General features: G+C 71.4%; 6 protein-coding genes. 4 read left to right on the forward strand and 2 right to left on the reverse strand.

The window, feature by feature from the left end; genetic code table 11:
- Positions 1-66: 66 nt before the first annotated feature.
- Positions 67-3,786, reverse strand: a complete 3,720-nt coding sequence (locus ABZX85_RS17385) for a hypothetical protein (RefSeq protein WP_355868557.1) — start codon at positions 3,784-3,786, stop codon at positions 67-69.
- A gap of 190 nt (positions 3,787-3,976) precedes the next feature.
- Between ABZX85_RS17385 and ABZX85_RS17390 the strand changes: the two genes are divergently transcribed.
- The 3 genes from ABZX85_RS17390 (at position 3,977) to ABZX85_RS17400 (ending at position 8,557) form a co-directional block, all read left to right on the forward strand.
- Positions 3,977-4,105, forward strand: a complete 129-nt coding sequence (locus ABZX85_RS17390) for a hypothetical protein (RefSeq protein WP_355868560.1) — start codon at positions 3,977-3,979, stop codon at positions 4,103-4,105.
- A gap of 66 nt (positions 4,106-4,171) precedes the next feature.
- Positions 4,172-5,140, forward strand: a complete 969-nt coding sequence (locus tag ABZX85_RS17395) for an FRG domain-containing protein (RefSeq protein ID WP_355868563.1) — start codon at positions 4,172-4,174, stop codon at positions 5,138-5,140.
- 111 nt (positions 5,141-5,251) lie between these two features.
- Positions 5,252-8,557, forward strand: a complete 3,306-nt coding sequence (locus ABZX85_RS17400; protein WP_355868566.1) for a hypothetical protein — start codon at positions 5,252-5,254, stop codon at positions 8,555-8,557.
- Positions 8,558-8,615: 58 nt separating this feature from the next.
- Here ABZX85_RS17400 and ABZX85_RS17405 read toward each other — a convergent pair whose 3' ends face one another.
- On the reverse strand, positions 8,616-11,099 hold the full coding sequence (locus ABZX85_RS17405) for a hypothetical protein (RefSeq protein ID WP_355868569.1): 2,484 nt from the start codon (positions 11,097-11,099) through the stop codon (positions 8,616-8,618).
- A 662-nt stretch (positions 11,100-11,761) separates the two neighbouring features.
- On the opposite strand from ABZX85_RS17405, the gene ABZX85_RS17410 reads away from it, so the two are divergent.
- On the forward strand, positions 11,762-13,210 hold the full coding sequence (locus ABZX85_RS17410) for a hypothetical protein (RefSeq protein WP_355868572.1): 1,449 nt from the start codon (positions 11,762-11,764) through the stop codon (positions 13,208-13,210).
- Positions 13,211-13,286: the final 76 nt, after the last annotated feature.

Consider the following 13,286-nt stretch of genomic DNA (forward strand, 5'->3'; position numbering starts at 1 on the left):
CTGCCATCGACGTGCTTTCGCACGCGTTGCCGATGGAGCGCAACGCGGCGAGGGAGGGATGTGGTGTCACGCTTCCAGCTGCCGGTGGGCGAAGACGATGTCCCGCACGCGTACGACGGAGGCCGGCTCGATGCGGGCCAGAACGGGCAGCACGTGGTACCAGCCGTCGCCCGCGAGCGCGTCGACAGCGAAGGATCCCGCCTCTTGGGCTGGTCGTGCCGTGTCCGCAGGCACCTGCGAGTGGGCGAGAATCCGGAACGTCTGGGCGAAGGCGGTGCTGGTGGACTCGGAGACACATCTGAGGGACGTGGGCGCGCCGGTGAGGTAGCTGGCCACAGCAGCGAACGCCTTTGCCCGGTCGTAGGGGACGTTGAGACTGCTCGCGCAGCGCCGGGCTGCTTCGAGGTCCCCGAACGCGGCGTGCGCGATGGCCACGGCCGCGGTCGGCAGTTCCCACGGGGGCACGCTCGCTCTGTTGTCTTCCCACTGCGTCAGTGTCTGCCGGGCCTGCTCGCCCTGCCCGGGCGCACTGAGGAGAAGCAGGACGAGGAAGTCCTCCGCATCCAGCGGCGTACGTGTCTCCTTCAGCTGCTCCCACGCGCGGCCGACGGCGTCGCGGAGGCGTTCGGCGCAGGCCGCATCCGTGCCCTGCAGAGCGGCGAGGAGTTCGGCAAGATCGGCGATGCGCCCGCCCGGCCCTTGCGGGGAGGTGCTGGCCAGGAGCAGTTCCCGCTGGTGATCGATGATGTGGGCTGCAGTGGCCGGGTCGTGGGAGCACAGCCCGGCCGCCACGGCGACGAGCGCGCGTCGCTTCCGGTCGCTGCCCGGGCCGTCGGTGTCCTGCACGAGGGAAAGGGCTCGCGGGCCATCGCCGGCATACGCCAGGGCTTGTGCGGCGGCGGCCCGCGCATCGCTGACATCGCGACCTGGCGCGCCGTCACGGACGGAGAAGAACCCGGCGCCCTCGAGCGTCCTCCTGCGCTCGGCGGCTTCGTCGGCCAGCCGCCGGCCGTCCGGGAGATGCCCGGCGGCGGCAGCTGCGACGGCGACACCCGCCAGCGCCTGGACCTGGTGGGTAGGGTCGTGCAGGCTGCGGGCCAAGTGTGCGCCGTCGGCGTGGTGCCCGATCACAGCGAGTGCCCTGCACAGGATGATCAGCCACGTCTCATGCGGCCGGGCGGCGGGCCGGGAGGCTTCGAGTGATTCGAGGGCCTGGAGCAGCCTGCGGCTTGCCTCCTGGGGCCGGTTGTCCTGCGCGAGGCGGCAAGCCTGCTCGGCCAGTGCTTCAGCGGAGGGACGCTCGACCGGGGAGCTGGGGTCCGCGGCGATCACTGCGCGCGCCCCGTCGCGGACGTCCCTGCCGAGGAAGGTGTGCCGTGTGTCGGGCACGCAGGTCAGGAGGTGGCGTGCGACGTCTGTGCGGCCCGTGTTCACCAGGGCGCGTGCGACGCTCGTGAGCATCGGGGCCAGGAGGAAGGCGAGGTTCTGCACGTCGGCCTCGGTGAGCGCGTCGGGGTCACCCAGCGCACTTTCAAGGCGCCGGGCGGCTTGCCGGGCCAGCGCATGCGCGTGTTCCGGGCGGTCGGTGGCCAGGGCTGAGGCCGCCGCGGCGTCGACCAGGCAGGACAGGAGGCCGGTGGGGAACTCGTCGGCGTAGCGGACGATCCTGTCGTGCAGCCGGGCGGCGTGCGGGCTCTCGGCCGCGGCCGCGACAGCAGCCCAGGCCGTCACGGGGGTACTCGGATCGGCCGGGGAACCGGAAGGAACGTCGTCGGCCAGCTGTTCTGCCCGCTCGAGCAACTCCGCTGCCAGCTCCGGGGCATGGGCGCGGCCGGCGAGAGATGCCTGCGCCGTCGCCTCACAGCTCAAGGTCACGTTGTCGTACGGAGTCGGAGAGCGCAGCGAGCTGAGCAGGGCTCCTCCTTGCTCCAAGTCGCCAACGGCATACAGGGCCACCGCGGCTTCCGCGGTCGCGGCCTCGGCGTCGTCCTCGTCACCGCTCGGCGGCGCCGACTCCTCACGGGCCTGCTGGGCCCACCTCGCCGCGTCCCGCGCGGCCTGGACGGCATGCGGGTCCCCGGTTTGCGCCAGCACGCGGGCGACCTTCGCCAGACGCACGGCCTTCGCCGCGGGATACGGCGCCACCAGCGCGAACCGCAGGGCACGCTGCGGATGCCCGAGCCGGGCAAACGCCGCGGGGAGATTCGCTGGTACGCCCTGGGCCCGCTCGTTCAGCACGGCCCGGGAGGCCGCGAGCCCGGCCAGTCCCTTCAGATCCTGCGGGCACCGGCGCCGGACCATCTGCGCGTTGAGGTCGATCTCGGAGAGCGCCGCGTCCAGGGACGCACGGGCCAGCAGAGCCTGCTGGCGACGCGGATCGAGAGCGACCAGCGCGGTCAGTCGTTCGCCGTCACCGATGCTGTGCAGCATGTGCGGGTAGTCGTAGAGCAGGTAGTCGGGAGTGCCCTCCGGCCAGCCCCGGGCACGGTAGCCGTCCGCCCAGGTATGGATCTGCTGTTCGAACCTGGTCACGTCGCCCAGTGCGGTCAGCGCCTCCCGGCGCAGTTCCTCATGACCCAGCGCGTGGGAGACCGGACCGGCCGACATGTCCGGCAGACGGATCCGGCCGTGGGAGGCGGGCAGGAAGCTGCGGCCGGTGATCCCGCGCAACATCGTGTCGACCTCATACGGCAGCACACCGACGAATGCGGCCAGGTCGGCAGCGGTCAGGCCGCCTCGTGCCGCCACCAGCAGGCCCAGCAACGGAACGCCGACCTTGTCGTCCTCCAGCAGCCGGTGCAGCTCGCGGCGGGCCAGGGCGCTGATGCCTCGGGCATCGGGGTACGGGGCGAGCGTGCGGATGATCTCCAGGCTGTGCAAGGGGTGGTCGGGGGCGACGTCGTCCGGGACGGGCGGGTGGGGCCGGCCGGTGACCACGATGCGCATGCCCGTCGGCGGGTGGCGCGGCAGCAGCGCGGCGATACTGCGTTCACCGGCCGCCGCGCCCTGGTCCTCGTCCAGACCGTCCACCACCAGCACCAGGCGCCTACCCCGGCTGCGGCACGCCTCGGCTGCGGCCCGGCACAGTTCGGGGAGGTCCTGCGCGCGGATACTCACCGCACCGGCCTCACGCCCGGCGAGGACGGCCAGTTGCCGCATCACCGTATCGAGGAATCCCTCCCGGTCGTTGCGGCCGAGCCGGTCGGTGATGAAGTAGCTGACGATGTCCACCGTGGCCGGCCGGTGACGCAGGACGAACTCTGAGACCAAAGCCGACTTCCCCGCCCAGGCCGCCGCCTGCCACCACACGTACGCGGACGCGCTGGGGAGATCGGGGCCGGTGCAGAACTCGGTCAGCTCCCGCAACTCCCCCTGCCTGCCGACCAGCTGAGCGGGCCGGATGTTCTGCTCGATCCAGTCGTCGTACCCGGTGAACGCCAACTCCTGCGCAGGCACAGGCAGCGGGGCCGAACGGGGAGACTGGGCCTCTTCCAGCAAGGTGGTCCATCGGCGCTCCTCGAAGCGTTGACCGGCCCACTCGCTCCACACTCTGACGACGGCCATCAGCTCGGGCTCACTGCCGGGATCGGGTGTCCGCGCCCTGCCCCACTCCTCGTCGAGCCACTCTCCCAGCCGGTTGCCCAGCGACTTGGGGTCGCCCCCTGCCCGCTGGGCGACGTAGCGGCGCGAATACCGCTGCCTGCTCCTCCTTCGCGCGGTCTTGGCCCTCTCCTCAAGTGCGCGCAGCGCGTCGTACAGGGCACGGGCCCCCGCCGGCTTCTCCATCCGCGCCCCCTGATTTCCGGTGCCCGCCGTGCCCGGCTGCCCGCTGCGGGGACGGCGGGCACCCCCGATGACCAGGAGCGTAGAGGGAGTTTGCCCGCTGTGCCCGCCCTTTCGGACAACCCCCTCGCTCGCCCGGCACGGTCGTTGTGCCCGGCCGCTGGGGCCGGGTGAACTTCCAGGAGGGGACCTCATGGACAAGCCCATGCCCATCACCCGTCGGCTCGCCCGCGCCGCCCTGTTCAGCCTCGTCAACGGAGCCGCCTGGGCGGCGGGTTCGCACAGCGTGGCGGGCCTTGTATGGCTGGTGCAGCACCGGTAGCCGGCCCGGGACGGGGCGGGCCCGGAATGCACTCCGGGCCCGCCCCGAGCCCGCTACGTTCCTCTCATGGGTCTTGCCGCGCAGTACTTCCACGAACGCGATTCCAACCTCCGCCTGGACGTCACCTCCGCCGAGGCACTGTGGGAGTGGGTGAAAGCTGGCGGCGCCGACCGGCTGGTCTCGCACGCGTGGGCGCTGACGCCGGGCAAGGACGTCTTCTTCCGCGGGCAGCCCAGTACCGACTACGGCCTGTCCTCCAGCCTGTACCGGGTCTGCCGCGCACGGCCGGCTGCGCCGGAGGCCGGTGTCCCCAACCAAGTGGACGAGCACGTGATGGCGGGAACGGAACGCGCGGTCATTGACGCCATGCGGCGCGAGGGAGTGGGACGGGGCATGACGGACGGCCAGCTCCTTGCTGTCCTGCAGCACCACGGCATTCCCACCCGGCTCATCGACGTCTCCGAGTCGCCGCTGGAAGCGCTGTTCTTCGCGGTCGACCAGCAGCACGGTGCCGACGGGCGTCTGTTCATGCTCCATCTACACCGCGACGACGACCTTCGGGTGGACACGATCGACTTCTCCCAGGAGGCGCTGGAGTGGGCCGATGCCACGCACGGACGGCGTCGCGCCAAGGGGGAGTGGACACGGCAGGTGGCCGTGGTCGACCAGGCCCCGCTCGATCCGCGGATGCGGGCGCAGCGCGGGCGTTTCCTCGTCGGAGGCCTCAACCGGCGCTACGGCGGGCGGTCCTACCGGATCGAGGGACTGAACATTCCGGGAGACCAGTACCCCGACATCTCGACGCTGGGGGTCAACTTCCTCAACAGCGCCACGGGGAAGCCGAACATGAACTGGTCCGCGACGGGCTGGACGCTGCGTGTGAGCTCGTCGTGGAAGCCTGAACTCCTGGAACGCCTGGCCGGGGAGGGCATTGATCACGACGCCATGTACCCGCCGCTCGGTGAAGTCCGACGACTGGGGCTGAAGGTGGCCCGCGACGCCGCGAAGATCCTCACCGAGACGTCCGTGTCCTGATCCGGCAGGCGTCGCCGACCGGACGCCGGCCGTCCCGCTCATCGCCGCCTTCGGGCTCAGCGCTCAAGACGCCGGCGAACGGGTGCCGGTCGGCGCGGGTACGGTGGGCGGGTGAGTGACACCCGCTCCGGACCCGGGACGGCCGGGGCTTCCCAGACGGCCGTGTGTGGGGTGGGACCCGAACTCGGCGAGGCTCTGCGGGCGCAGGGGCCCGCAGGGGAACGGGCCCTGGATCTGCTCCTGGACGCGGCCTCGATCCTGAATCACCCTGATCGGCTGCGCCGCCCCTACGAAGTGGCGCAGTCATGCCTGCGCGGTGCCCTGGACAGTGTCCTGAACAACATCGCGGGCGAGGATTTTCCCGGGCCGAGGCGTGCCCGGCAGGCGGTGGTCGAGGCCGCCGGGGCCGTGGCCGATTCCTGGGGCCGTCACCAGCAGGTGACCCAGGTGGACCTGGATGCGCTCCTGGACGCGGTCGGTGAACTGCGCGCTCAGCAGGCACACCGCGGCGGGTTCCGGGCGCGGCAGGTGGGGCAGCTGGTGTTCGACCAGACCCGCCTGGAGATGGGGCTTGCCGAGCGGGCAGCCGCCCGTACGACCTGGGGAGCGTTCTACGAGACGGCGTCCGGGGTGCTGCACGGCTCCGGTAGCGGCGCTGACGAGACGCGCCGCCAGTTCGACGGCGTGGTCGCCGCCATGGAGGGAGTCTTTCTCGAACTGCCGGAGCGAGTGGACCGGCTGCGTGTGCTGGCCCGGCTTGCATCTCCCGTCGCCCGGGACGCGGACGAGGTCGCGTCGATGACCGACCCGCGGGCCGGAGCCTACTTCTTCCGGGCCGCGGTGAGCGGGCGGTGGCTGGATCTGCTGCCGCTTGAGCGGCTGCTGCCCGAACAACGGCGCTGGCCGGCCGCTCCGTATCTGCTGAGGCTGCTCGCCGAGGAGCCTCAGCGGCTGTGCACGTGGGTGAACAGGCATCTGGACGCGATCGATGAGCAGGGGCCCGGGGCGCGGGCGCAGGCCATTGCCCTGGTCAGCGCGGCTCGCATGGAGGCGTGCGCCCTCGTGGTCACGATGGTGCGGCGGTGGCCGCAGCGGGACATCCTGGTGCGCGCCGGGGACTGGGCCCGTGATGTCCCGCCGGCCGAGCGTGACGGGCAGTGGGTCCAGGTCCTGGAACACATCCTGAAAGGCAGGGAGTTCACCGCGCGGGAGGTGTGGGAGAGCGGTCATCTGCTGCGGATCCTGATCAGTACCGCGCATCCCGGCGGCCGACTGCGTACCGGAGCGGACCGGCTCGGCGTGATCATCCGTTTCGCGCTGGCCGGAGTCCTCGGCGACTACCTCGGTGACGACGAAGAGCACTGGGACCTTGAGACCTCCAACGATCTGCGCGAGGTCACGCTGGACAACCCGCCGTATGCCGTGAAACTGACGCTGGTGCGGGCCGTACTTGACCTTGCGCTGGCCGAAGCCGAGCTCGCCGTCCCGGTCGCCCAGCGGCTGCGCGCGGTACACAGCAAGCTCGCGGAGTCGCCGCTGCGCGCGCGGCTCGCAGCGGTCCATCTGACGGAGTCGTTCCCCCACGACAGCCGGCGCTCCGACGCCGAGGCCGCCTGGTGGGACACGGCGATCACCACCGCGGGCCGGGTGGGCGGCGCCGCCTTGCCGAGCGCGGACATCGCCGACTTCATCGCCCTCCTGGAAGCCCACTGCCCCGAAGGACGGCGAACCTCGCTCGAGACGGCCCTCACCATCACCCTGGGAACACCGCCTGCCCCGGACGAGATCGCCGCCTGGCGCGCCGCCGATCCCACAACGGTGCCCAGCGCCTGGCGTATCGCGCGGGCCCTGTCCCCGGTGCTGCCCGCCCCGGTGCGCGCCCCGTGGCGGGAGGTGCTGCAAGCACTGGAGGACCAGTACGGGCCGCCCCCGCAACGACCCCAGCCGGCCGTCCGGATCACCTCCTGGACGGAGAGCCACGGCGGACTCTCCGCCGCCGCCTTCGCCGCGCACGCCGGGACCGACGGACCGACCGCCGCCGTGGCAGAACTCGCCCGTACTCCTGTGTCCCGTGAGAACGACGACGAGGCCGATGAGGCGCGCGCCGGCCTGCTCGGTGAGCTCGTCGCCCAGGACCCGAACACCTGGGCCGCAGGCCCGGGGGCCGTGGCGGCCGCCGCCGCCCGCCCGGTCCTGCAGGCCGCCTACTTCAACGCCCTTCACCTCGCCGCAGGCCAAGCCCTTCTCGACGCGGCGCTGCTGGCACCGGTCGTTCAGGCCGCCTTCGTCGTACGGCCCCCGGCCCAGGACCGCACGCCGGGCGCAGAAGCCCTCCAACGCGTCATCACCAACCTCCTGCACCGTCTCTGGGACACCGGCGGCTCCCTGCCACAAGCCGAACCGGACGCCGTGGCCTGGCTGCAGCGCCTGGTCACCGGCTGGACCATGCCCCGCCGGTCCTCCCCGTCCCCCGTGATCGACGCCGTGCAGACGCCCGGCGGCAGTGCTCTGCTCTCGCTGACCGCCTGGGGAGTGCAGCAGGCCGCCCGCACCGACAGCGGCCTTCCCGAGGAGAGCACCCACATCCTTCAGGCACTGCTCAGCGCAGACGCGGACGACCAGGCCCTGGCCGTCATCGGGTTCTGCCTCCGCCAGCTGCACCACGCGGACCCGCGCTGGACGGCCGCCCACGCCGGACCGCTCCTTGCCCTGGACGCCCCGTGGCGGCCCGCCCGCAGCTGGCTCACCCGCGGCCGCCCCGACCACGCACTCCTCGCTCGCCTGGACCGCACCGGCCTGTGGGACGCGCTGTGTGCCCCACAGGCCGAAGGCGCGCTCGACAAGACCTTCCTCGCCCTCCTAGACGACACCACGCCCCTGGGCCCCGCCGGCACCTTCCTCACCGGCCTTGCTGACCGCCCCGGCGGGCCGGAAGCCGTCTCCGTCCTGCTCTCCCGCCTCGCCACCTTCATCGCCCGCCTGGACCAGCCCGGCCCGTGGCCGGGCCGTGCCGCCACCGTGTGGCGGGCCGCCCTCGACGCCCGCCTGCCGGCCCGGGCCTTGCACGGCGCCGGCCGCTTCGCCTACGCCGACACTCTCGGCGAGAACACCTGGCTGGAGCTGACCGCCCGCACCGTTCTCCAGCAGCCCGCCCTCGAAGCCCCTTACCGGGTAGCCGAACGCGCCGCCCGCACCCCCTCCAGTCCGTCCGCTCCCCTGATCGCCGCGGCCGCCCTCGCTACCGACCCTGCGGACGGCTTCCACCACGCCGAGACCATCCGCCACGCCGCGGATCTGCTGGCCCGCCTCCCGGCCTCGGACACCGCGGGACACGAAACACTCCAGCGCGCCCTGATCAATGCCGGAGCCATCGAAGACGCCTACGGGGAACAGCCGCGGTCCCCAGCACACCCATGAAGGAGGCCGACGGGCTGCGAAAGACACACAGGGACGGTGTCCGCCTGGCCCACCGGTGTCACAGGCCGCCCGGCCAGCGCGGCGGGTCGGCGAGATGGAGCCGGGCGAGATCGTCGTGGAGCCAGGCGTAGGCGTAGTCGATCGCCGGGGTGTCGCCGTACATGGCCGGCTCGGACACCGCGGGCTCGGTGTGAGGACGTGCCCAGCACGACACCGGCTTGGCCCCGTCGTGCCCTGCGGCGGGGACGGCGGGCTGATCGTCGTCCTGGACCAAGGTCACGTCGACCAGGGGCGTGCCGGGCACGGTGCGGTCCCGCAGGTGCAGCAGCAGTGAGGGACATCCGTCCGGGTCGGAAGGCACGCGGAGCACTCCGCTGATCTGCGCCGCAGAGGCGGTCAGGCCCAGGGTGTCGTGCAGCAAGGGGAACCAGGCCGTCACCAGGGCGCGGTAGATCTCGAACGCGGCGGTGAGGACCTGGCAGATCAGCCGATGGAACTGCGGGGGCGAGTAGGCGTTCCAGATCCACTCACCGCCGTCGCGGTCGGGCACCGGATAGGGGCGGTGCAGCATGCCGTCCACGCCCACCGCGCTGCCCCGCTCCAGCAGCTCCTGCAGACGGCGCAGTTCGGCGGGGGTGGTGTCGAGTCGGCCGTTGTGGCTGATGCGAACCGCGGTGGGGCTCTTGTGGAGTCGGGCGCGGATGGCGGCGAGAGCGTCCTCGGCGGGCAGCGGGACATGATCGCGTTCCTGTCGGCTGAGCAGGGCCTTCGCGGTCAGGTAGAGGCGTTCGGCGGTGTGCGGACGGCAGTCGGGAAGGGGCAGATCCTTGCCCGTACACAAGTCGGTGAGTCGGTCGGCGACCAGGCCGAGAGCCCAGTGCCAGGGCCAGGCTTCGTGGTCGGCGGCCACAAGCCCGTACCAGGGCTGTACGGGCCGAGTCCGGTTGTCGCGCTCAAGGCACCGGTGCTCGAAGGGAATCCGCAGCGCGGGCGTCTCTGTTCCACTGCGGAGCAGCAGCTGGGCACTCAGCCGGGCACCGTCCCAGCGGGCGTCGACCGTCAGCGGACCACGGCGGCGGTAGAGCAGACCCGAGGCGGGGGCCAGCCGGTCCGTCCAGGTGTCCCAGGCCTGCTGCATGCGGCGGACCGTCTCCGCCCTCGGACGGCGCGGAAGCGGCTGTACCTCTGCATCAGCAGCCCACAGGTCATGGTGGTCGGGAACGGCCTCGTGGACGGCCCATGCTGCCGCCCCCGGGTGGCGCGCCACGATCCGCCGGATGAGATTGCTGCCCTGGTCCCAGCTGCCGGCGGCGACCGCCAGGGCGAGCCCGCTCCGCCAGACTGCCAGCTGGTCGGGATCGTCGAGAACCGTAGCGGGGAACTCGCCGGCGAGCACGGCCTGGCCGGCGAAGTACTGCTCCAGCACGGGCAGCGCAAACTCCACCGTCCGTCCCCGGACGACGACGAGACGGCTGGCCCGGAGGGTGTCGATGCTGCCGGCATCACCCACCTGCGCCACTGGTGCCCGCCCGCCCGCGGCAAGCGAGGCCGCGGCGAGCCGGGTCAGCAGACGGCGAGCATGCGGCTCGGGCGCGCCGGAGAGCCGGATACCGTGCTCGGCCAGCGCCTCCAGGAACGCCACCGGCCGTGCGGGAAGACGACGGTCCTCACGCTGCAGCGCGGCGGCGATCACCGCGAAGAGAGGACGCCGCAGCGCCTGGCCGACCTCCGCGCTCACCCCCCGCAATGCCCCAGCACGCCCGCCCAGCCGCACGATCAGGGCCTCGGCTGCCTCCGTCGACAGGGCAGGGCACACATGCCGCTCGCCGTCGGGCACACCCGTGAGGCGGAAACCGGACCGGACGGTGACGATGACCCGCCACGAAGGGTGCAGCACGGCCAAGGACTGGGCCTGGGCCAGCAGGTCCTCGCCCCGGGTCGGACCGGGCTCGTCCAGGCCGTCCAGCACAAGCCGTACCGTGCGCTGAACAAGATCACCCACCGGGACTGCGGCTTCCTCGATCGTCCGCCGCAGATCCGCCAGGACATCTCGGGCCCGAAGGAACACAGGGATCGCAGCCTGTGGATCTGAACGGGCCGCAGCGATGTCGGCGGCATACAGCCGCTCTACACTCAGTGACTTGCCCGATCCGAGATCACCCTCGAGCACCGCGAACCCCGTCTCGGGAAGACGACTCCACCACGCCCGCGGATCTCCCAGCGAGGCGTCGTCAGCGCAGCCGACCGCATCCTCGCGCTCGGCGCCCGCCGCGATCCACCGGCTCACTATCCGATGCCGGCTCTCGTCGGCCATCCGGTCCAGCACCGCCGCCCCGGCGGCAAGGGTCTGCGGGCGTCGAAGCGGAGTGCGGGGAGGCTGTGCCTCGTCCAGCAGAGTGCGCCACCGGCTCTCGCTACACCGCTCACCGGCCCACTCGCTCCACAGCCTGACCACGGCCATCAACTGCTCGATGCTGCTGGGGTCCGGCGTCTTCGCCTTGTCCCACTCCTCGTGCAGCCACTCCCCAAGGCGCCTGTCCAACGACGAACCGCGACCGCATGCCTGCTGCACGACGTCACGACGCGAATACCTCTGCCCCGGCTGCCTGCTCCGGGCGACCCTGGCCTTTGCCTCAAGAGCCCGCAACTCGTCGTACAGCACCCGGGCCCTGGGCGGCCTCCCCATCCACGCCTCGCTCTCTTCATGCTGGTGTTCCCGGCCGCCCGTTCCCGCAACGGCGGTCAACTGCAGGGACCAGACCAGTCAGAGGAGAGTAGAGCGAATTCACCTTCAGTGTCGCTCAGCGCTCACGGTCGCGCCGACATGCACGCGGGCGCACGCATCCCTTCTGTCGTGCCCTCTGGAAAACTGGATACCTTCACTCGATCATGAACTGGACTCCCGGTACGGGACAGGCCGAGCGCCCGAGCGCTTTCGGGGTACTACCACACGCCCTCCCGTTCGAGTGGATTGCCACCCTCACACCCTCGCGAGGCGCAGCATCCTGGCAACATCGGAAGTTCAGATGACGCCGCTCGGGCTCGGCAGCCTGGAAGCACGGAAGCGCGCGGTTCACGGTCTTGGGGGATTTCGACGTGAGGACGCAGGAGAAGCACGAGATCGCTGCGGTGGACTCGATCGCCGGCGTCGCGACGATGCTCATCGACACCGTGCTCGACCACCCGCACTTCCCCCTTGAGTAAGTGTTCGGAACGGTTCTGGCGCAGCTGCCCGAGGTGGACGCGGAGGCGGACCGGAGCACCGAGATCGTTTGTATGCGGCAGCAGCAGTGGCTGCTGCTGAACTGGCTCGCCGGTGTCAACGAGTCGATTCCCGGGGACATCGAGAAGGAGACCGTCACCTGGGTTCGCCGCCAGGTCGGCCCCGCAGCGGCCCGGGAGTGCGAGGCGCACGCCTGGGTGCTCGGCCACCCCACGGGGCCGGTGGACACGGTCGTCCAGGACCGGAACCGAGTCGTGCGCATCACCGCGTGGTCGCGTCTCCTGGCGGCCGTCACATGCCTCCACGGCGACGGAACCTCGGCGTGGCTGCGCCGTTTTGACCCGTCCGACATGGTCGAGGAGAGCACGCTCGCGTGGCTGACGGGCTGCGAGCCGCCCGGCTGGGACCCTCTGGCCTGGCCGCCCGATCCCCGTACTTTGCCGGAGATCCGCCGCAAGCTGATGAAGTTCGTCGACCACCCCGAGAGCCGGGCAGAGGCGACGGCGTTCCTTGGCATCTGCGGCCTGAGCATGGGCCCGGCCCCGCACGGAAATCCGGCAGCCGGCGACATCCTGGCCGACCAGGAAGTGCAGCGCCTCTCCAAGGCCCGGCTCTACTTCGTCGACGGCGACATGTGCTCCGTCGCCCTGCGTAAAGCGACCCGTCCACGGGCCACCCCGCTGTCGGCCCACCGGGTGCCCTCGCCGAACGGCCTGCTGTTCTTCTCCGATCCGGTGTCCCTCGCCACTCCTGGCCAGTCCGACGTCGTTGCCGCCGCCTGGGGCCTGTGGGACCCGGACTCACACCCCGATGGCTGGGTGCGGTTGAACGACGCCGACACCTATGAGCCGGTCGGGTTCGCAGCCGGCCCTCACTGGTGGATCTCGCTGTACCACGTCCAGGACTCCGTGATGGAGGACGAGCGCGACACCCCTCCCCTGGACCTCAGCGACACTCATGTCGTGTCCGAAGGCCAGGTCTTCGCACCCCCTTCCGACGCCTACTCCAGCCAGCACGCGGCCCGCGTCCTGATCGCCTGTTGGGACCTGATCACCCAGGAACAGATCGGCAAGCCGATCACCGACACCGCGCTCCTGACGCGCAAGCCCACCAAGACCCGCGCCGACCGAAGGCGCGGAATCGAGGACGACGGAACGGTCCGCCTGGTCACCGTCCGCGGCCGCGCACCACAACCGTCCGGTGAGGCAGGAAACTCGGCAGTCGTGCCTGCCCAGGGCTCGTCCATCCAGTACAAACACCGGTGGACCGTCCAGGAGCACAGCCGGTCCCACTGTATGAACCCCCGCAGTCACGCCGACAGCAGCTGCACGCACGAGGACATCACCATCCTGGAGTTCGTCAAGGGACCCGCGGACGCACCGTTCCTGCGCCGAGACATCGTGCACATCCTGCGTAAACTCGACCGGTAGTCCTGCTTCGGGCACATGCCGCACTCCACGTATCCCTGCCGAGAGCAGGGCCGTGCTGACGTGACGGCCGACCGGG

Origin of the sequence: Streptomyces sp. NPDC004539 (assembly GCF_040610055.1) — a bacterium.
Classification (GTDB): domain Bacteria; phylum Actinomycetota; class Actinomycetes; order Streptomycetales; family Streptomycetaceae; genus Streptomyces.

Coding starts and splice junctions, on each gene's coding strand:
- ABZX85_RS17390 (WP_355868560.1), top strand. CDS start 3,977: ATGGACAAGCCCATGCCCATCACCCGTCGGCTCGCCCGCGCCGCCCTG.
- ABZX85_RS17395 (WP_355868563.1), top strand. CDS start 4,172: ATGGGTCTTGCCGCGCAGTACTTCCACGAACGCGATTCCAACCTCCGC.
- ABZX85_RS17385 (WP_355868557.1), bottom strand. CDS start 3,786: ATGGAGAAGCCGGCGGGGGCCCGTGCCCTGTACGACGCGCTGCGCGCA.